Raw genomic sequence first — 18,694 nt, forward strand, 5'->3', positions numbered from 1 at the left:
CGGCCTATTTCGCCAGCGCCTTCAACGCCAGCTTGATGCCGTCACTCACGCCGATATCTTTGGGCAATGCCTTCAGTGCCAGTGCGGCGTCGCGGTCGCTATAGCCCAGCGCCACCAGGGCCTGCAGGATGTCGGACTGGGCATCGTTGGCGACGCTGACCTGGATACCGATGTCGGCGCCCAGTTTGCCCTTGAGTTCCAGCAACAGGCGTTCGGCGGTCTTTTTGCCGATGCCGGGCACCTTGATGATGCGGCCGGCTTCCTGCTGGGTGACGGCTTGCGACAGCTCTTCAACGCTCATGCCGCTGAGCACGCTGAGCGCGGTGCGTGGGCCTACGCCGGAAATCTTGATGAGCTGGCGGAAGGCGGCGCGTTCGGTGGCGCTGCCGAAACCGTAGAGGATTTGTGCGTCTTCGCGCACCACAAAGTGTGTCAGCAGGCTGACTTTTTCGCCCAGGCCGGGCAGGTTGTAGAAGGTGCTCATGGGCACCAGCACCTCATAGCCGACGCCGTTGCAGTCCACCAGGATTTCCGGGGGATTTTTTTCGGCCAGCTGGCCAGAGAGTCTTCCAATCATGGGCAAATCTTATCAGTCAGACGCAGGCGCCTGTTTGGGCGGACAATTGTGTTTTTCCGCCTTTAACCGCCGTTTTCCAGGAAAACCACCGCCTTGATTCTTCGTCACACCTTCACGCCGCCGAACAATACCCGCATGGGCCACCTGTGCGGACCCATGGACAGCCACATCCGCACCATCGAAGTGGCGCTGGATGTCACGATTGCGCACCGTTTCGAGCAGTTCAAGATCGACGGCACCAAGGTGAAGGCCAACCAGGCGCTGGAAGTGCTGCAGGCTTTGTACGAAATTGCCCAGCGGCCCATAGAGCCCGAAACCGTGCAGCTGATGCTGGCCGGCGACACCGCGCTCAGCATCGCGCCCGACGGCGCCATGGCGCTGTCGACCCGCCGCGCCGACCTGCGCGCCCGCACCACCAACCAGGGCACCTACCTGGAAAACATTGCCACCCACGACATCACTTTCGGTATCGGCCCCGCCGGCACCGGCAAGACCTACCTCGCCGTGGCTTGCGCGGTGGATGCATTGGAGCGCAGCACGGTGCAACGCATTGTGCTGACCCGCCCGGCGGTCGAGGCCGGCGAGCGCCTGGGTTTTTTGCCGGGTGACCTGAGCCAGAAGGTGGACCCTTACCTGCGTCCGCTGTATGACGCGCTGCATGAGCTGATGGGCTTTGAGCGCGTGCAAAAGGCCTTTGAGCGCCAGCAGATCGAGATCGCGCCGCTGGCCTTCATGCGCGGCCGCACGCTGAACCACGCCTTCGTCATCCTCGATGAAGCGCAAAACACCACGCCCGAGCAGATGAAGATGTTTTTGACCCGCATCGGCTTTGGCAGCAAGGCCGTGGTGACGGGCGATATCAGCCAGGTGGACTTGCCGCGCACGCAGCTCAGCGGCCTGGTAGACGCGGAGCGCGTGCTCAAGCGCGTCAAAGGCATTGCGATCACGCGCCTGACCAGCGCCGACGTGGTGCGCCATCCGCTGGTGGCCCGCATTGTGGATGCATACGACAAGACGCGGCCCGGTATTGCGGCAGAAATTGCTGCAGATTCGATAGCTGCTCCCGCGCGCCGCACAAGCGCCAGGAGCCGAAATGGCTCTTAAAAACCTGAGCCTGTCCTTGCAGTTTGGCGACCTGAAGGACGCCGCCCGTCACCGCGCCGCCCTGCCGCGCCACAGCGTGGCCCGCTGGATCCGCCACGCGCTGGCGCACGACGGCGAGATCACCGTACGCATTGTGGATGCCGAGGAAGGCCAGGCGCTGAACCGCGATTACCGCCAGCGCGACTACGCTACCAATGTGCTGACCTTCGACTACACGCAGGAGCCCGTGGTCACGGCCGATCTGGTGTTGTGCGCGCCGGTGGTGGCCAAAGAGGCGAAAGAGAACAAAAAGACGCTGCAGGCCCACTACGCCCATCTGCTGGTGCACGGCACGCTGCACGCGCAAGGCTGGGACCATGAGACTGGTGAAGAGGACGCCGAGGCGATGGAAGCGGAGGAAATTCGCATCCTGGCCGGGCTGGGTTTCAAGAACCCTTATCGCTAAAGGCCCCCAAAACACTGACGCAGGACGCCATCCATCATTTGGGACTGACCGGTGCGGGGTAGATCGCGTAGACCTTGAAGTCCTGATATTTCTTCGGTCCAATGACGGGGAAATCCCGGGGGCGAAAATCCGGACTGATCAAATAGATGTGTAGCTGCCGGCCTTCAATCACAAAATACACCTGATGATTGGTAATGTCGCCTGGCAATCTGCCGGTTAGCGACACGGTATCTTCAAGCACTTCACCCGTCGACTTGTTGCGCCACTTGGCGTAAAGATTGTCACCAAGAACCATCTCGCCAGTAGTGCCCGCAGCTTGGCGAATTTTTCCTTGCTTTAATGCCCACTCGGGCGGCCGGGCGCCTGGCTGCAATGAGGTTCCGTAACGATAGTCAAGAAGTTCAGCGTCGGGGCTGTCAGCCAACATATCAAAACCAAACGTGTGATAAACCAACCGCGGCTTGCTGGCACAGCCGGCTAGCAATAAAGCCATTGCCAGCAGTACTTGAAGGACGGGAGACCTTAGATGATTCATTGGGTTTGCCCTCTTATGGCTGATTAACTTCCCGGTGCGATCTGCAGCGGAATCGTCACCGGCCCGTCATTGACCAGGTGCACCTGCATGTCGGCTGCGAATTGCCCGGTTTCGACTTGCGGATGCAGGCCGCGGGCCTGAGCCACGAAGTAGTCGTAGAGCCGGCGTCCTTCATCCGGCGGGGCTGCGCCAGTGAAGCTGGGCCGGTTGCCGCCTGAGGCGTCGGCGGCCAGGGTGAACTGGCTCACGATGAGCAGGCCGCCTTTGACGTCCTGCACCGACAGATTCATCTTTCCGGCTTCGTCGGAAAAAATCCGCAGCTTGAGTATTTTGGCCAGCAGCTTGTCGGCCTGCGCCTCCGCGTCGCCGCGCTCGGCGCACACCAGCACCAGCAGCCCGCCGCCTATCTGGCCGACGGTTTCGCCGGCAATCACCACGCGGGCCTCGGCCACGCGCTGCAGCACGGCCTTCATCAGTCGGTCACGCCGGCCGCGACAAACAGCGGCTTGCCGACCGGGCCGGCCAGGAAACTGACGAACTGCTGGGCCACATCCTGCTGTTTGCCGGAAGCCAGCGGCGCGGCGGTGTACGACGTGTAGTTCTGCACTTCGGCCGGAACCGGGCCGACGAACTTCAGGCCCTTGTCCCTGTATAGAAGAATCTCGGTCATCGCACCGAAACCGATCTCGCGGCCCTTGCCCTTGAGCACGTGCTCCATCACCGAGGCGCCGTCGGGATAACGCGTGGTTTTGCTTTCCACCTGCGTATACACGTCCATCTTCCTGAGCAGGCCCTCCAGGTACAAGCCGGTGGAGGCGCGGTTGAACACCAGCGAGTCGGCGGCCAGCACCGAGCGTTTGAGTGCCTCGGCATTGGTGATGTCGGGCACAGGCGCGCCTTCGCGCACCGCCACACCCATGCCGACACGGCCGACGTTGGCGCGTGTTTCCGCCAGCTTGCTGGCCGCGGCAAATTCGCCGATGACGGCGGGCGGCGCGATCACCACGTCAAACGCCGGGTTGCCGTCCATGCGCTTTTTCAGCTCGGGCGCGGTGTTGAAGGTGATTTTGGCGGTGTGGCCGGTCTGCTTTTCAAAAGCTGCCGCTGCCGCCTTGAGGCCGGGCTCGATGGCGCCGGCGCTCAGCACCTGGAGCTCCGCCGCCTGCGCGGCGGCGCTGAGCAGTGCGCAGGCAAGGACGCGGGCGGCAAGCGCAAGAGGGGGTCGTTTCATCAAGGCTCCTGGTCTCAGGGGTAGAAAGTCGGAAGGTCGGGGAAATTATCGGCGGCCGGAAGAGGGCGGCAGGCCATCAGATCAGGTCGGCCTCATCGTCGAAATGGGCTTCCACATCGGTGGGCAGCAGCTGGATGCTGGCGCGCAGGCCGGGCACGGCGCTCATCAGCGCCTGCTCAACGCTGGTGCGCACGGCCGCCGCGCGGCCCAGCGACCAGCTGGCCGGCATGTGCATGTGCATATCGACAAAGCGCCGCTGGCCGGCGCGGCGCGTGCTCAGGTGGTCAAAGCGGATGGTGGGGTGGCTGAAGCCTGCGAGTGTTTTCTGGATCTCGGTCAGCACTTCAGGCTCCACCGCCTCGTCCATCAGGCCCTGTGACGAGCGCCAGACCAGCCGGCCTCCCTCCCACAGGATATTCAGGGCCACGCCGATCGCCACCACGGCGTCCAGCCAAAGCCAGCCGGTCAACATGACAGCACCTATGCCGACCACCACGCCGGCTGAGGTCCAGACATCGGTCACGAGGTGCCTGGCGTCGGCCTCAAGCGCGATGGACCGATGCTGCCGGGCCGCGCGGAACATCGCCCAGGCCAGCAGGCCGTTGAGCGCCGAGCTGCCCACCGACAACGCCAGGCCCCAGCCAAGCTGCTGCAGCGGCCGAGGGTCCAGCATGCGGTGCACGGCAGCCCAGATGATGGCCAGCGCCGCGCCGACGATCAGCGCACCCTCGAAGCCGGACGAAAAATACTCGGCCTTGTGGTGGCCGTAGGGGTGGTCGTCGTCGGCAGGGCGCTGCGCAATCGTGACCATGGCCAGGCCAAAGAGGGCGCTGGCCAGGTTGACGAAAGACTCCATGGCGTCAGACAGCAGGCCGACCGAATCCGTGATGTACCAGGCCGCCGTTTTGAGGACGATGGTGGCTGCGGCCACGGCGACGGAAGCGCGCAGCAGCCGCTGCGGCGTCAGGGATTGCCAGGCGGGAAAATTCATCTGTGCATTGTGAGGTATGGGGGCATGCCGGGTAACAAACCGGAGAAGGATGGCGGGGTGGTAAGACTTGCCTGGCGAATCGTAACTAAAGGTAATGGATAATCCGCCCAAAGAGGTCTTCATGAAACATCGCTATCTGACAGCCTTGGCCGGACTGATGCTTGCAGCCGTGCAAGCCGCCGCACAAACCCGGCCGGAACCTGCCGCGGGTGCTCCGGCCACCCCGGCAGCGGCGCCGGCGCCTGCCGTCGAGGCATCGGCCATCCCCGCTTCTGTACCCTTGCCCCCGCCTCCACCCGCCCCGGGGCAGGCCGGCTTTCTGAAAACCCTGCGCGGTGATGTCAAGCTGCTGGAGGCCGGCGGCGCAGCGCGGCCGGCAAAAGCGGGAGACCCCGTGTTGCCCGCCGGCCGCATCGTCACAGGCGCCGACTCCGCCGCCAGCCTGGTACTGCGCGACGGCACCACGGTGGTGGTGGGTCCGGCTTCGCAACTGGACATCAAGGGTTTCAGCTTTGATGCCACCACACAAGAGGGCGGCCTGCTGCTCTCCCTGCTGCAAGGTTCGCTGCGCATGATGAGCGGCCTGGTGGGCAAGGCCCATCCCGAGACCGTGCGCATCGAGACCAAGACCGCTTTCATCGGCATTCGCGGCACCGACTTCATCGTGCAGGCGGACCCACAGCCATGAGAATCCATTTCCCCCTTCTCTCCGCCATTCTCCTGAGCACGCTGCTGGCGGCTTGTTCCACCGGCACCCGTGTTGTGCTGCTGCCGCAGGAGGGCGGTACGCCGTCCGCCGTGGTGGTGCGCGCCAGGGAAGGCGCAGGCGGCGAAGCGGTGCTGTCCGTGCCTTTCCAGCGTGCCACGGCAGCGCGGGGTTCAACGGGTGCCCCCAGGGTGGACCAGGCTGATCCGGCCAAGGTTCGCGCCGATAACGCTGCGCTGTATGACATGGCGCCGCCCAGGGGCAAGCGTTACACCGTGTACTTTGATGCGGGCGGCACGGTGCTGACGGCCGAGTCGCAGAAAATCATGGAAGACGTGCTCGCCGATGCGCTGGCCCGAAGTGGCGGCGACATCGTGATCACCGGCCATACCGACACTGTGGGCGCCGGAGCCAGCAACGACGTGCTGTCGGCCCAGCGGGCGCAGCAGGTGCGCCAGATACTGATCGACCGCCAGTTTCCGGCAGAGCGTATCGAAGCGGCGGGCCGGGGCGAGCGCGACCTGGCCGTGCCTACCGCTGACGAAGTGGAAGAACCGCGCAACCGGCGCGTGGCCATCGAGGTTCGGTAACAAGATGACTGGTATGCAGGTTAAATGCCTGTAGACCAATAGGGGTAAGCGCAAGCAGCTATTAAAATAGTAGCGTTCGGTCGCCGCCCCGAGTCTGCGGAAAGCGCCCCGGGCCGCAGTTCAGGCCAGCGTGACCCTGGCAAACTTGCGTTTGCCCACCTGCACCACATACGTTCCGCTGTTCAGCTTGAGCGCCTTGTCGCTCACCACGCTGGAGTCAATCCGCACGCCGCCGCCTTCAATCAGGCGCGTGGCTTCGCTGCCCGAGGGCGCGAGGCCGGCCGCCTTGAGCAGCGCGCCTATCCCCATCGGCGAACCGGACAGCGACACCTCGGGAATCTCATCCGGCACGCCGCCCTTGCTGCGGTTGATGAAATCCTGCTCGGCGGCGTCGGCTGCGGCAGCGGAATGAAAGCGCGCAGTGATTTCCTTGGCCAGCGCCACTTTGGCGTCCTTGGGGTTGCGCCCGCCGTCCACTTCGGCCTTCAGCGCTGCGATGTCGGCCTCGCTCTTGAACGACAGCAGTGTGTACCACTTCCACATCAGCACATCGGAGATCGACAGCACCTTGGCGAACATGGTGTTGGCGTCTTCGCTGATGCCGATGTAGTTGTTCTTGCTCTTGGACATCTTCTCGATGCCGTCCAGGCCTTCGAGCAGCGGCATGGTCAAAATGCACTGCGGCTCCTGGCCGTATTCCTGCTGCAGGTGCCGGCCCATCAGCAGGTTGAACTTCTGGTCGGTGCCGCCGAGTTCCAGGTCGCTCCTGAGCGCGACCGAGTCGTAGCCCTGCATCAGCGGGTACAAAAACTCATGCACGCTAATAGGCGTGCCGGCCTTGAAACGGTCGTTGAAGTCGTTGCGCTCCATCATGCGGGCCACGGTGTAATGAGAAGCCAGCTTGATCATGCCGGTGGCGCCCAGCGGTTCGCTCCATTCGCTGTTGTAGCGCAGCTCGGTTTTGGCGGGGTCCAGGATCTTGTCGGCCTGGGCGCGGTAGGTTTCGGCGTTGACCTTGATCTGCTCGGGCGTGAGCGGGGGCCGTGTGGTGTTGCGCCCGGACGGGTCGCCGATCAGGCTGGTGAAGTCGCCTATAAGAAAAATGACTGTATGGCCCAGATCCTGGAGCTGACGCATTTTGTTCAGCACCACGGTATGTCCGACATGAATGTCAGGCGCCGTCGGGTCCAGCCCCAGTTTGATGCGCAGCGGGACGCCCGTGGCCTCCGATTTGGCCAGTTTTTGTATCCAATCGTTTTCCGGGATCAGCTCATCGCAGCCGCGCAGGGACACCGCCAGGGCCTCCCTGACGCGGTCGGTGACGGGAAATTTTGTAACAAGCTCTTGATTCATAAGGGTTTTTCACATGTCGGGGAATTGTCCGACAGATATACTGGCGGCTCTCCTGCAGCGGCGGAGCCATTTTAGTTGGCCTGCAATTTGCTGATCAGGAAACTCATAACCGGATGGCTCCGGCCCCACCCCTGAATCCAGGGCTGGCCGCCAAAGCTCTCCACCTTTTATACAGCAGTCCGGTGCTCGCGCAGCGCCCGATGCACTTTTGTTGGGAATACTGCTTTGCCACTGCCATCTCCCTCCCAGATACTGCTGCCCATCGCCGACAGCCTCCGTCGCCATCCCAAACGGGTCACCGCCAGCCTTGCAGCACTGCTGCTGGGCACAGGTGTCACAGCATTCGGCGTTGCGCCCCTGGCACCCGATGCGGCCAACCTGCCGGTCCGCCAGATACTCGAAGCGGTCGAGCCTTTGCCCACGCAGATACAGACCGATTCCCTCACCGATTTCCGTTTCAAGCTGTTCCGCACCGAAAGCACCCGCAGCAGCGATACCGCCGACACCCTGCTCAAGCGCCTGAACATCGACGACAGCGCCGCAGCCGCCTTTTTGCGCAGCGACGCCAATGCGCGCCTGCTGTTGTCGGGCCGTGCCGGAAAGAACGTAACCGCCGAAGCCAGCGACAGCCAGCAACTGCTCAAGCTCAGCATGCGCTGGCCCACTGACGACGAAACGATGTTCAAGCGCCTCGTGGTCGAGCGCGGCGCCGCCGGTTTCAGCTCGCGCATTGAAACCGCTCCGTATGTGGCTACTGCGCGCTTGTCCAGCGGCAGCATTCAGACGTCGCTGTTCGCCGCCACCGACGACGCCCGCATTCCCGATGGCGTAGCGGTGCAGATCGCCGAAATTTTCTCCAGTGACATCGATTTCCGCCGCGCACTGCGCAAGGGCGACCGCTTCAACGTGGTCTATGAAAGCCTGGAAGCCGACGGCGAGCCGCTGCGCACCGGTCGCGTGCTGTCGGCCGAGTTTGTCAACGCCGGCAAGGCCTACCAGGCCATGTGGTTCCAGCCTCCGGGCGTGGACGCCGCGGGCGTTGCCCACAGGGGCGGCTATTACACGCTCGACGGCCAGAGCCTGCGCCGCGCCTACCTGAGCTCGCCCGTCGAGTTCTCGCGCATCAGCAGCGGCTTTTCAATGCGCTTTCACCCCATCCTGCAAAAATGGCGCGCCCACCTGGGCACCGACTTCGCAGCAGCTACGGGAACACCTGCACGTACCGTCGGCGACGGCGTGGTGGAGTTTTCGGGTGTCCAGAACGGTTACGGCAACGTGGTGTTCGTTCGCCACCGCAACGGCCATGAAACTGTTTATGCCCACCTGAGCAAAATCATGGTGCAGCGCGGCCAGAACGTCAGCCAGGGCCAGACCATCGGTCTCGTCGGCTCCACCGGCTGGGCCACCGGCCCACACCTGCATTTCGAGTTCCGCGTCAACGGCACCCAGCAGGACCCTATGACGATCGCCAAGCAGAGCGAGACCATTCCCGTGTCTACGGCTGCCATGCCGGCATTCAGGGAGCTCTCGGCGGGCGTGAAGACTCAGCTGCAAGCGGCCGCCACCATCACGCAAACCCGCGCTGAGTAACTAGAGCCCCCACGTTCGCTCACTGCGTGTAGCTCTCTGCCCCCGAGGGGGCGCTGCGCCTGCGGTCTGGCAAAGCCAGTCCCGCGGCCCCGGCTGGTGGAAGAGCCTTTTATCAAAGGGCGCTGGGCCAAGACGTGATTGGCCACTTCCCTGCGGCAAAATAGGCCCATGCCTACAACATCCGATCTCTTCATTGGCCTGATGTCAGGCACTTCGCTCGACGGTGCCGATGGTGTGCTGGTCGATCTTTCCGGTGGAAAACTGCGCGTGCTTGCTGCGGCCACCGAATCCTTTGATGGGCTGTTTCGCGCGGAGCTGCTGGCGCTGAATTCGCCCACGGACAACGAACTGCACCGGGCCGCCGTTGCTGCCAATCACATCGCGGCGGCGTATGCCAAAGTCGTCGCTGCGCTGCTTGTCCAGGCTGCTGCACAGGGGATCGTCGCCTCGCAGGTTCGCGCCATTGGCGCGCATGGCCAAACCGTGCGGCACCAGCCGCACAGAACATCCCCCGACCCGGCGGGCGCAGGCTACACGCTCCAGCTCAACAACCCGGCTTTGCTGGCAGAGCTCACGGGCATCGATGTGGTGGCTGATCTTCGCAGCCGCGATGTGGCGGCCGGTGGCCAGGGCGCACCTCTGGTGCCGGCATTTCATCAGGGCGTTTTCGGCCAGGCGGACGTCACGGTGTCGGTGCTGAACCTGGGCGGCATTTCCAACCTCAGCGTGCTTCCGCCGGGCGCGTCGTCACCCGTGCTGGGTTTTGACTGCGGACCGGGCAACGCCCTGATGGATGCATGGTGCCTGCAACACACCGGTCAGCCTTATGACGCCGGCGGCGCCTGGGCGGCCACGGGCAAGCTGTTGCCGGACCTGCTGGCCAGCCTGCTGGACGAGCCCTATTTTTCGCAACCGATCCCCAAAAGCACCGGCCGCGATCTTTTCAGCATGAACTGGCTGGCCGGCAAGCTCGCGCCCTTTTCCGCGGCGCGGCCACAAGACGTCCAGAACACCCTCGCTGAATTCACTGCAAGCGCCTGCGCGGCGGACGTCAACAGCCATGGAAAAGCCAGCAGCCTGCTGATCGTCTGCGGCGGCGGCGCGTTCAATACCCATCTTCTTGGGCGCCTGCAGGCCGGGTTGCCGCAGCTCAAGGTTGAGACTTCCGGCCAGCATGGTTTGCCACCTTTGCAGGTGGAGGCGGCGGCCTTTGCGTGGCTGGCACAGCAGGCGGTGTTGCGCAGGCCCGGTAATTTGCCAAGCGTGACGGGGGCAAAGGGGTTGCGGGTGCTGGGGGCGGTCTACCCCGCTTAGGCTGGGACGGATAGCGGTCGGTCTTGTTCCGGCGTTGCGCTTTCGTCTGAGGATTGCTGGCCGGGCAACCCCCGGCCAACCGCCCTTAGCAAAGAGCGCAAAGGCCGGAGCAAGAACCGGCCGATAAAAGCCTACCCCGCCAACTGCTTCCGCATCACCTCATGCCGGTGCCGGTAAGTCCCCAGCACCTCTTTGAACTGCTCACGCTGCGCACTGATGCCGGGCAGCTTTACCTTGGTCGTCTTGGCACCCAACAGGCCTTTTTCAGTCAAGGTAACCGTGAGGACATCACCGCCAAAACCGTTTTCATAGCCAAGGTTCTGAATGTCGTCCCACGAAAGTTCATCGGGCTTGCCAGGCAGCTGCAGGCCGCTGTATGTCACACCGACAGAGAGGGTGCCCTTGAGCTGAAACAGCACAGGGGGAAAGTAGCGCAGCACCAGCGCCTGCTCCATGTCATTGTCCGGCCCGTAGCGGTAAGCGAGGGTACGTTCATGGTCGGCGGCAAAACCCTGCTCGTAGGCCGACCACAGTCGTTGCTCAATCTGCGGCGCGGTCTGTATGTCGTCAGCCCAGTTGCGCAATGGTGGATCAGTCACGATGGCGCCGAAAGCGTCGGGCTTGACCAGGTGATGCACATTCTTCATGCGGTCCAGCATGGCCGGGTGCGAGTCAAACGGATGCGGCACGCTGGCTGTTCCCATGGCTTTCACGAATTTGGTAGAGGCGGCGTAGGGTGTCAGGCCCGAGGCCACAAACTGCGCAATGCCGAGTTGCTGGCCGTGCTGCCGGTCGTGCTCGAACAGTTCACGCTCGATTTCCGACCGGTAGCTTGCGTAGGCGGTAATCTTGATCAGCGATTCCACAATGGCCTGCGGCGAAACCAGCTTCGCGGCGGCGCGGTCGGCCTTGAATTCGCGCTCGCGGCTGTCACGCATCAGCGCGAATTCAAATATCACCCGGTACAGGTACATCAGGTGATAGACCGCAACCGTCAGACCACCGCCACGCATCAGGCCGAGGTAGTGGTCGTACTGCACAAGCTTGGGCCCAAGCCGGGCGCTGCTGGCGGCATCACCACCGCGAAAATGCGCGAGCTCATGGCCCAGCACGGCATCGGCCTGGGCACGGTCCAGCAGCCGCAGCAGCGGAAGGCTGACAAACAACGTGCGGCCGGTCAGCGCCTGGCCGGCCACGGTAAGCGGCGCTTCGGTGACAAAAAAATTGGTGTCAATGCCCGCCACGATCTGTTTGGGCGGCGCGGTCTTCAGGCGCGCGGCCAGAGCGCGTGTGTTGGCCCAAAGGCCCGGCGCGTCGCCGTCGCTGACCAGCTCCCCGTCAATGGTGTTTGCCATGGCGGGGCGCCGCAGCAGCCCGGCAATGGCAAAGAACACCGCGACAGCCACCACAAAGCCGATCAGCGCGATCAGCTTGATGTAATACACGTGAAAGAAGAATGCCGTCACCCAAAAGGACAGCCAGACAAGCATGGTGCCCTGCACCAGCATTTGCGCCGCGCTGGCCAGGCTCAGCATGCGCCAGCCGGTCACAAAACTCAGGTACCGGGCCTTGCGGTTCCAGAAAGCCACGGCGCCCAGCAGCAGTTCCACCAGCAAGATGGCCACACCGCCGGCAATCGTCCATTTGGCGATGAGATGTGCCGCGTAAAACTGCCAGACTTCGGAGAACGGCTCGCAGAACATGTCCCTGTCCTGCACGAGGTCGGCGTTGGCGTCGGCACATATGCGGGAGACCGGGTTATCACGGTAAAACTTCTTGGTGTGCGCCTTGCTTTCGGCGGACATGCTCGAGTCCTGGTCGACCTGCCGCTCTATCGACTGGATGATGGTGCGGTCGAGTTGCTGCTGTGCATGCCTGGCGAACAGCAAGGTTGAGCCCGGAACCAGAAACAGCGTCACCAGCGCGAGGGCCAGAACTTTCAGCAGGTCCTTCCTGATCCTGCTGCTCACCGTATTGCCGTCTTCTCCACTGCCTGCCATGCTCCGCTCCCTGTTTTTTAGTCATTAACCGCTTTGCTCGAGTGGCTAATATACCGGCCCTCGCCTGCTTTCCAAGGCGGGCGAAGCGAGCGCTGAGCGGTCACACCGGCCAGACCACGCCCTTGTCGTTCAGGATGGCATCGAGCGGAATGTCGTGCGGCTCGGGCTCCATGTCGGGCAGCCAGCCCTGGGTATAGCCCAGGCCCACTGTGAAAGGCCGTGGTTGCAGCGTGGCCAGCGTGCGGTCGTAAAAGCCCCCGCCATAGCCCAGCCGATAGCCCCCGGGGCCGTAACCTACGCAGGGCACGAACAGCAGGGTGGGAATAATCACCTCTGTATCTTTTGGTTTCGGAATGCCGTAGGCGTCTTCTTCCATGGGGCAGCCCGGGTACCAGGCATGGAAAGTCAATGTCTTGTGCAGCTTGTTGACCACCGGCAGACCGATCTTGCGCGGCGACCGCGCTGCTATGCTTTCAGTAGCTAGTTGCGCACGTTCCACCTGGTCCAGCGCCGGATTTGATGACGAATCCTGGCTCAAAATGGCATCTTCCTGCCAGCGGTACAGTGCAGGCAGCGGATCGAACTCGCCCTTGATGGGCCAATACGCGCCAATCACCTCGTGCGTGGAACCTACCAGCCAGATGCGCATCACACGCTGCAGCAGGTCAGCCCGCACCAGGCGGTCAGGCATGTTCAGTCGCGCTTCCACCAGCGCCTTGCGTATGCTTAATTTGTCCATAATGTCCCGATGCTATACAAATTTCTTAATGGCCCGGTACGTGCGGCCTCCCTGCCCGCCATTTTTTCCGCGATTGCCTCCCTGACGCTGCTCGTCCCTGCAACCGCCCAAACCACCCTTCCCGCAAGCGCCAGCGCAGCCGACAACGTGATTGTGGAGATGAACAAGGCTTTCAAACGCGGCGACAAGGGCCGGCTGGCACAACTGCTGCCCCAGGCCCGGGGCCACGCGCTTGAGCCCTGGGCGGCCTACTGGGAACTCAAGACGCGACTGGGCGAAGCCAGTGCGCAAGAGGTGCAGGATTTTTTCGGCCGTTACGCCGGCACCTACCAGGAAGACCGGCTGCGCAACGACTGGCTGCTGCTGCTGGGCCAGCGCCGCGATTGGGCCGGCTTTGCCGCTGAATACCCCAACTACCGGATGAACGACGACAAGGAAGTGCGTTGCTACGCACTGCTGGTCGAACACCTCAAAAATCCGGTGGCTGATGCGCGCCTGGCCGACGAAGTGAAAAAGAACTGGTATGCACAGCGCGAGGCAGACGACGGCTGCAACTCGGCCGCCGAGCGGCTGGTTGGCACCAAAAACCTCACAGCGCAGGACGTCTGGATCAAGGCCCGCCTGGCCACCGAGGCCAACCGGCCACGCGCAGCGACCAGTGCGGTACAGATCATTGCGCCCGACGCCGTCGGCATGGTCAATGAACTGAATGCCAGCCCCATCAGGTTCCTGGCGGGCAAACACCTCGCGCTTAGCAAGGCGCGGCGCGAAATCGTCACGCTGGCGCTGATCAAGATGGCGATCAGCGACACGGACGGAGCGGCATCCCAAATGGAAAACAAATGGGGCATGCAGCTGAATACCGAAGAGCGCAACTGGGTCTGGGGTGTGATCGGCAGGCAGGCCGCCACCCGCCTGGGCACCACGCCTGCAGGCGACGCGCTGCAGTACTTTTCTAAGGTCACCAAGGACACCGACCTCAGCGATGACATGCTGGGCTGGAAAGTCCGGGCCGCATTGCGCGCAGGGACACAGCCCAACTGGACGCTCGTGCTGGCAGCCGTCAACGCCATGAGCGACGACGCGCGCAAGGAACCTACCTGGAGCTACTGGAAAGCGCGCGCGCTGCTGGCCACCGCGCCGCCTGACGCAGCGCCCAAAGGCCCGATCGTCGTCGCGACCACACCCGGCGTAACGCAAACCATCAGCACCGGCATCACCATTGCGCCGCAGCGAGCCGAAGCCCTGGCCTTGCTGCAGTCCTTCGCGTCGGCCCGTGGTTTTTACGAGCAGCTCGCGCTGGAAGAGCTGGGCCAGAAGATCACGGTGCCGGCTAGACCAGCGCCGCTGACGGCCGAGGAAAAAGAAACTGCACGGCTGAACCCGGGCCTGAACCGCGCCGCTTATGCCATCGCCGTCGGCCTGCGCCCCGAAGGCACGCGCGAGTGGAACTACAGCACCAACCTGCACAAGCGCGGTGGCATGGCTGACCGCGACCTGCTGGCGGCCGCCCAGTTCGCCTGCGACCGGCAGATCTGGGACCGCTGCATCAACACCAGTGAGCGCACCAAAGGCGAGATCGATTTCGAGCAACGCTTCCCGATGCCGTTTCGCGAAACGGTGACCAAACGCAGCCAGTCCATCAACCTCGACCCGGCCTATGTGTACGGCCTGATCCGCCAGGAAAGCCGTTTCATCATGGACGCGCGCTCCGGCGTGGGCGCTTCGGGCCTGATGCAGGTCATGCCGGCGACGGCACGCTGGACGGCCAAAAAAATCGGCCTTGAAGGCTTCACGCAAGACCAGCTCAATGACCGCGATACCAACATCGCGATCGGCACGGCCTACCTCAAGTTTGCGCTGGATGACCTGAACGGCTCCATGCCCATGGCCGCCGCAGCCTACAACGCCGGCCCCGGGCGGCCACGCCTCTGGCGCAACGGGCCGGTGCTGGACGCTGCGATCTGGGCCGAAAGCGTGCCGTTCAGCGAAACGCGCGACTATGTGAAAAAAGTGCTGTCGAACACCACCAATTACGCGGCCATCCTGACGGGGCAGCCGCAGTCGCTGAAAGCACGGCTTGGCACCGTGGGGCCCAGGGATGCGGCGCAGCCGGAGCCTTACAAGGATCTGCCTTGAAGTATTTTGGGGACGAGCGCGGGCAGCTATTGAATTGATAGCGTTTTTTCAGGGTTGTTATTAATTTTCCGGCGCACCCTCCTCTGAATCCTGCTGGCCGGGCAACCCCCGGCCAGCAACCCTCAGCAAAAAGCGCAACGACAGAACAAGCCAGGCCTCAGCCCTTGGGCTTATAAGCCACAACATCAATCTCCACCCGCGCATCCACCATCAACCGCGCTTCGGTCGTCGAGCGGGCCGGCTTCTTCTCACCGAAATAGCCCATGTAGATGCGGTTGAAACTGCCGAAGTCGCGCGCGTCCTGCAGCCAAACAGTGCTCTTGCAGACGTCGTCCAGCGTGCAACCGGCCAGGGCCAGCACCGCCTGCAGGTTCTTCATCACCTGGTGGGTCTGCATCTCTATTCCGCCGGTCACGATCTCGCCGTTTTCATTGGCCGGCACCTGGCCGGAGACATAGACGAAGTCACCGGCGCGTACGGCGGGTGAGAACGGTCGGGGCTGGCGGTCGGAGGCCAGCGGAGGATTTCCGAAATGTTCCAGAGGCATGAAGAACTCCTTTTTTCCAGTCTCTTTTGTGGCAAATTATGAAATATATTTTCATGAATATGCGCAAATACTCGGGTTTATCCTGAAAATGATCCTCTTCAGGTCAATTAATCTTCACTTTTGAAATTTAACTTCAATCAGGAGTTGTCATGATCCGTGGAATTCGCATGCACCGCCGCACTGCCTTGTCCTCCCTGTTGGCCCTGGGTGCGGCCGGCGCCGGCTTCGGTCCGGCCGCCGCGCAGACGGGCAAGTCAGCCCTGAATCTGGCCATGGTGGCTGAGCCGCCGACGCTGGACATCCAGTCGACCCCGGCCGACCTGGTCTGCATCATCATGCAGCACGTCTACGAGCCGCTGTTCACCTTCGACGCCAAGGCGGCCCTGGTGCCGATGCTGGCCGAGGCGATGCCCAAGATATCGGCGGACGGCAAGCTCTACAGCATCGCCCTGCGCAAGGGCGTGATGCTGCACAGCGGGCGCGAGCTTCATGCCGACGACGTGGTGGCCAGCCTGAAGCGCTGGATGGAAGTCTCGCCGCGTGGCAAGTCGGTGGCGGTGCAGGTGGCCGACCTGTCGGCCAAGGGCCCACTCAGCGTGGAGATCAGCCTGAAGAACGCCTATGCGCCGCTGCTCTCGCAGCTGGCGATGGCCTCGGGCATGGCAGCCATCATGGCCAAGGAATCGCTGGCCCAACCGCTGCGCGAATACGTAGGCACGGGGCCCTACAAGTTCAAGGAGCGCAAGCCCGACCAGTATGTGCTGCTCACCCGCTTCGATGGCTACACCGCGCGCAATGAAGCTGCCAGCGGTTACGGCGGCAAGCGGGTGGCCGTGGTGGAGGAACTGCGCTTCGTACCGGTGCCCAATGCCAACACGCGGGTGGAGGGTGCGCTGGCCGGCCAGTTCCACTACGCCGATCTGCTGCCGATCGAGGCGCTGCCGCGGCTGGAAAAAGCCGGCGGCAAGGTCGTGCCCATCATGACGCCCTCTTTCGGCTTTCCTTACCTGGTGTTCAACACCAAGGAGGGTTCACTGGCGCATCAACCGGTGCGCAAGGCGGTGCAGACCGCGCTGGGCGAAGGCGAGATGCTGGCAGCGGGCTTTGGCGACACGCGATTTTTCATCGCCGAAGGTAACCACTTCCCCAAAGGCACGCCCTTCTATTCCACAGCCGGCACCGCAGCCTATAACGAACGCGATGCCAAGAAGGCCAAGAGCCAGGCCGAGCAGGCCGGCTACAAGGGCGAGCCGGTGCGTATCCTGACCAGCCGGCAGTACGACTTTCACTACAACATGGCATTGATCATGGCCGAGCAGCTCAAGCGTGCCGGCTTCAAGGCCGAACTCAACGTGGTCGAGTGGGCGACGCTGCTGCAGCGCCGCGCCGACCCCAAGCTGTGGGACATCTACATCACCCATTCGGGCCTGTTCCCCGAGCCCATGCTTTCACCGCCGCAGCTGGGCGACGGCGCGCCGGGCTGGTGGAGCTCGCCCGCCAAGGCCGAGGCACTGGCCGCGCTGAACCAGGAGCCGAACCCTGCCAAGCGCGGTGCGCTATGGGGCAAGGTGCAGCAGGTGGTGTATGACGAGGTGCCTTACATCCAGGTGGGCAAGTTCGCCAGCCTGTCGGCGCGTGCGCCTGCGCTGCAGGGCTACACCCCCTACACCTACCCGTTCTTCTGGAACACCAGCCTAAAGAGTTGAGCCCCCACGCTTTTCACTCCGTGTAATGCGCTGCCCCCCGAGGGGGCCGTCCGCCTGCGGCCCGGCAAAGCCGGTTCCGCGGCTCAACTGGCTTTATTTCGCTGTTCTTTCGGCGGGCGTGGAGATGGGGACGTGGAGTGCCTTCGAATGAGTAAAAAATTCGCATCATTGAATAGAGCAACGTCATGACACGGTACCTCCTGTCCCGGCTGGGCGGCATGCTGGTGGTCATGGCCATCGTGGCGGTGCTGGTTTTCATCCTCACGCGCGCCGCCCCGGGTGACCCGATCGCCGTGCTGCTGGGCGACCAGGCCACGGCCGAGGACATCGCGCGCGTGCAGAAGGTCTATGGCCTGGACAAGCCCCTGCCGGTGCAGTTCGGCTTGTGGGTCCGGGAGCTGGCGCGCGGCAACCTGGGCGAATCGATCTTTCTGCAGCGCCCGGTAACCCAGGCGCTGTGGGAGAGGGCCGAGCCCACGACCCTGCTCTCGCTGATGGCCATCGCCATTGCCGCGCTGATCGGTGTGCCGTGCGGCATCGTCTCGGCCGTGTATCGTGGCAGGGCCGTCGACCAGGCTTTCACCGGCTTCGCCATGCTGGGCGCCAGCATACCCAGCTTCTGGTTCGGCCTGGTGCTGATGCAGATCTTCGCGGTCTCGCTGGGCTGGTTCCCCGTCTCGGGCTATGGCGAGCCGGGCGCCTCGCTGGCGGCCCGCATCCACTGCCTGGTGCTGCCGGCCACGGTGCTGGGCGTGCTCAATTCGGCGCTGATCATCCGCTTCACCCGCGCTTCGATGCTGGATGTGCTGGGCGAGGACTACGTGCGCACTGCCCGGGCCAAGGGGCTTTCGGAAAACGTGGTGGTGCTCAAACATGCGCTGCGCAACGCGCTGGTGCCCATCGTCACCGTGCTCGGCCTGACAGTGGCACTGATGATCGGTGGCGCGGTGGTCACCGAGACGGTGTTCGGCCTGCCCGGCGTGGGCAACCTGGTGGTGAGCGCGGTGATCCGGCGCGACTACCCGGTGATCCAGGGGGCACTGCTGGTGGTGGCGGCAATCTATGTGGTGATCAACTTTGCGATCGACCTGCTCTACACCGTGGTCGATCCACGCGTGAAGTACTGA

The 18,694-nt window shown here is 63.3% G+C and carries 18 protein-coding genes; 9 read left to right on the forward strand and 9 right to left on the reverse strand.

The annotated features are described in order from the left end of the window. Window positions 1-4: 4 nt before the first annotated feature. Complete coding sequence (gene ruvA, locus AC1DZE_RS21960) at window positions 5-577, reverse strand: Holliday junction branch migration protein RuvA (protein ID WP_477648181.1); 573 nt, start codon at window positions 575-577, stop codon at window positions 5-7. 93 nt (window positions 578-670) lie between these two features. Between ruvA and AC1DZE_RS21965 the strand changes: the two genes are divergently transcribed. Together AC1DZE_RS21965 and ybeY are read left to right on the forward strand one after the other, a co-directional pair. Next, complete coding sequence (locus AC1DZE_RS21965; RefSeq protein WP_477673524.1) at window positions 671-1,681, forward strand: PhoH family protein; 1,011 nt, start codon at window positions 671-673, stop codon at window positions 1,679-1,681. Then, window positions 1,671-2,126, forward strand: a complete 456-nt coding sequence (ybeY, locus tag AC1DZE_RS21970) for an rRNA maturation RNase YbeY (protein ID WP_477673525.1) — start codon at window positions 1,671-1,673, stop codon at window positions 2,124-2,126. Before AC1DZE_RS21965 ends, ybeY begins: the two co-directional genes overlap by 11 nt. Before the next feature lie 34 nt (window positions 2,127-2,160). Here the strand turns inward: ybeY and AC1DZE_RS21975 are convergent, their stop codons facing one another. From AC1DZE_RS21975 to AC1DZE_RS21990, 4 genes are all read right to left on the reverse strand, one after another. Continuing rightward, the gene (locus AC1DZE_RS21975; RefSeq protein ID WP_477700546.1) at window positions 2,161-2,619 is read right to left on the reverse strand and encodes a hypothetical protein; all 459 of its coding nucleotides are present in this window, start codon (window positions 2,617-2,619) and stop codon (window positions 2,161-2,163) included. Between the two features lie 65 nt (window positions 2,620-2,684). Further along, a complete protein-coding gene (gene dtd / locus AC1DZE_RS21980; protein ID WP_477700547.1) occupies window positions 2,685-3,134 on the reverse strand; it encodes a D-aminoacyl-tRNA deacylase in 450 nt (149 codons plus the stop codon). Next, on the reverse strand, window positions 3,134-3,892 hold the full coding sequence (locus tag AC1DZE_RS21985) for a substrate-binding domain-containing protein (protein WP_477700548.1): 759 nt from the start codon (window positions 3,890-3,892) through the stop codon (window positions 3,134-3,136). Before AC1DZE_RS21985 ends, dtd begins: the two co-directional genes overlap by 1 nt. Before the next feature lie 76 nt (window positions 3,893-3,968). Then, complete coding sequence (locus tag AC1DZE_RS21990) at window positions 3,969-4,883, reverse strand: cation diffusion facilitator family transporter (protein ID WP_477673645.1); 915 nt, start codon at window positions 4,881-4,883, stop codon at window positions 3,969-3,971. Window positions 4,884-5,004: 121 nt separating this feature from the next. Here AC1DZE_RS21990 and AC1DZE_RS21995 point away from each other — a divergent pair, with 121 nt between their 5' ends. Both AC1DZE_RS21995 and AC1DZE_RS22000 read left to right on the forward strand, forming a co-directional pair. Then, window positions 5,005-5,571, forward strand: a complete 567-nt coding sequence (locus tag AC1DZE_RS21995; RefSeq protein WP_477670035.1) for a FecR family protein — start codon at window positions 5,005-5,007, stop codon at window positions 5,569-5,571. Further along, window positions 5,568-6,179 (forward strand): OmpA family protein, encoded by a 612-nt coding sequence (locus tag AC1DZE_RS22000; RefSeq protein ID WP_477670034.1) that lies wholly within the window; start codon window positions 5,568-5,570, stop codon window positions 6,177-6,179. Before AC1DZE_RS21995 ends, AC1DZE_RS22000 begins: the two co-directional genes overlap by 4 nt. Before the next feature lie 120 nt (window positions 6,180-6,299). On the opposite strand, the gene tyrS is transcribed toward AC1DZE_RS22000, so the two are convergent. Beyond that, entirely contained in the window at window positions 6,300-7,532 is a 1,233-nt protein-coding gene (gene tyrS, locus AC1DZE_RS22005) for a tyrosine--tRNA ligase (RefSeq protein ID WP_477670033.1), read from the reverse strand. 225 nt (window positions 7,533-7,757) lie between these two features. On the opposite strand from tyrS, the gene AC1DZE_RS22010 reads away from it, so the two are divergent. Both AC1DZE_RS22010 and AC1DZE_RS22015 read left to right on the forward strand, forming a co-directional pair. Beyond that, window positions 7,758-9,122 carry a peptidoglycan DD-metalloendopeptidase family protein gene (locus AC1DZE_RS22010; protein ID WP_477670032.1) on the forward strand — a complete coding sequence of 455 codons (1,365 nt, stop codon included), beginning with the start codon at window positions 7,758-7,760 and terminating at the stop codon, window positions 9,120-9,122. 168 nt (window positions 9,123-9,290) lie between these two features. Then, the gene (locus AC1DZE_RS22015; RefSeq protein ID WP_477700549.1) at window positions 9,291-10,436 is read left to right on the forward strand and encodes an anhydro-N-acetylmuramic acid kinase; all 1,146 of its coding nucleotides are present in this window, start codon (window positions 9,291-9,293) and stop codon (window positions 10,434-10,436) included. A 131-nt stretch (window positions 10,437-10,567) separates the two neighbouring features. On the opposite strand, the gene AC1DZE_RS22020 is transcribed toward AC1DZE_RS22015, so the two are convergent. Beyond that, window positions 10,568-12,436 carry a M48 family metallopeptidase gene (locus AC1DZE_RS22020; RefSeq protein ID WP_477700550.1) on the reverse strand — a complete coding sequence of 623 codons (1,869 nt, stop codon included), beginning with the start codon at window positions 12,434-12,436 and terminating at the stop codon, window positions 10,568-10,570. Window positions 12,437-12,536: 100 nt separating this feature from the next. After that, on the reverse strand, window positions 12,537-13,175 hold the full coding sequence (locus tag AC1DZE_RS22025) for a 5-formyltetrahydrofolate cyclo-ligase (RefSeq protein ID WP_477651343.1): 639 nt from the start codon (window positions 13,173-13,175) through the stop codon (window positions 12,537-12,539). Between the two features lie 9 nt (window positions 13,176-13,184). Between AC1DZE_RS22025 and AC1DZE_RS22030 the strand changes: the two genes are divergently transcribed. Beyond that, entirely contained in the window at window positions 13,185-15,314 is a 2,130-nt protein-coding gene (locus AC1DZE_RS22030) for a lytic transglycosylase domain-containing protein (RefSeq protein WP_477670029.1), read from the forward strand. Between the two features lie 157 nt (window positions 15,315-15,471). Here AC1DZE_RS22030 and AC1DZE_RS22035 read toward each other — a convergent pair whose 3' ends face one another. Then, window positions 15,472-15,861 (reverse strand): RidA family protein, encoded by a 390-nt coding sequence (locus AC1DZE_RS22035; protein WP_477672530.1) that lies wholly within the window; start codon window positions 15,859-15,861, stop codon window positions 15,472-15,474. A gap of 149 nt (window positions 15,862-16,010) precedes the next feature. Between AC1DZE_RS22035 and AC1DZE_RS22040 the strand changes: the two genes are divergently transcribed. Beyond that, window positions 16,011-17,567: an ABC transporter substrate-binding protein gene (locus AC1DZE_RS22040; RefSeq protein WP_477670028.1), complete on the forward strand. Its 1,557-nt coding sequence runs from the start codon at window positions 16,011-16,013 to the stop codon at window positions 17,565-17,567. 185 nt (window positions 17,568-17,752) lie between these two features. Then, window positions 17,753-18,694: an ABC transporter permease gene (locus AC1DZE_RS22045; RefSeq protein ID WP_477648166.1), complete on the forward strand. Its 942-nt coding sequence runs from the start codon at window positions 17,753-17,755 to the stop codon at window positions 18,692-18,694.

The organism is Polaromonas sp. P1_F1 (assembly GCF_056405795.1).

Bases quoted from the DNA above. Each gene is read 5' to 3' on its own strand.
- ruvA (WP_477648181.1), bottom strand. From the start codon at position 577: ATGATTGGAAGACTCTCTGGCCAGCTGGCCGAAAAAAATCCCCCGGAA.
- AC1DZE_RS21975 (WP_477700546.1), bottom strand. From the start codon at position 2,619: ATGGCTTTATTGCTAGCCGGCTGTGCCAGCAAGCCGCGGTTGGTTTAT.
- AC1DZE_RS22000 (WP_477670034.1), top strand. From the start codon at position 5,568: ATGAGAATCCATTTCCCCCTTCTCTCCGCCATTCTCCTGAGCACGCTG.
- AC1DZE_RS21985 (WP_477700548.1), bottom strand. From the start codon at position 3,892: ATGAAACGACCCCCTCTTGCGCTTGCCGCCCGCGTCCTTGCCTGCGCA.
- AC1DZE_RS22040 (WP_477670028.1), top strand. From the start codon at position 16,011: ATGATCCGTGGAATTCGCATGCACCGCCGCACTGCCTTGTCCTCCCTG.
- AC1DZE_RS21995 (WP_477670035.1), top strand. From the start codon at position 5,005: ATGAAACATCGCTATCTGACAGCCTTGGCCGGACTGATGCTTGCAGCC.
- tyrS (WP_477670033.1), bottom strand. From the start codon at position 7,532: ATGAATCAAGAGCTTGTTACAAAATTTCCCGTCACCGACCGCGTCAGG.
- AC1DZE_RS22020 (WP_477700550.1), bottom strand. From the start codon at position 12,436: ATGGCAGGCAGTGGAGAAGACGGCAATACGGTGAGCAGCAGGATCAGG.
- AC1DZE_RS21990 (WP_477673645.1), bottom strand. From the start codon at position 4,883: ATGAATTTTCCCGCCTGGCAATCCCTGACGCCGCAGCGGCTGCTGCGC.
- AC1DZE_RS22045 (WP_477648166.1), top strand. From the start codon at position 17,753: ATGACACGGTACCTCCTGTCCCGGCTGGGCGGCATGCTGGTGGTCATG.
- AC1DZE_RS22025 (WP_477651343.1), bottom strand. From the start codon at position 13,175: ATGGACAAATTAAGCATACGCAAGGCGCTGGTGGAAGCGCGACTGAAC.
- AC1DZE_RS22035 (WP_477672530.1), bottom strand. From the start codon at position 15,861: ATGCCTCTGGAACATTTCGGAAATCCTCCGCTGGCCTCCGACCGCCAG.
- ybeY (WP_477673525.1), top strand. From the start codon at position 1,671: ATGGCTCTTAAAAACCTGAGCCTGTCCTTGCAGTTTGGCGACCTGAAG.
- dtd (WP_477700547.1), bottom strand. From the start codon at position 3,134: ATGAAGGCCGTGCTGCAGCGCGTGGCCGAGGCCCGCGTGGTGATTGCC.
- AC1DZE_RS22030 (WP_477670029.1), top strand. From the start codon at position 13,185: ATGCTATACAAATTTCTTAATGGCCCGGTACGTGCGGCCTCCCTGCCC.
- AC1DZE_RS22015 (WP_477700549.1), top strand. From the start codon at position 9,291: ATGCCTACAACATCCGATCTCTTCATTGGCCTGATGTCAGGCACTTCG.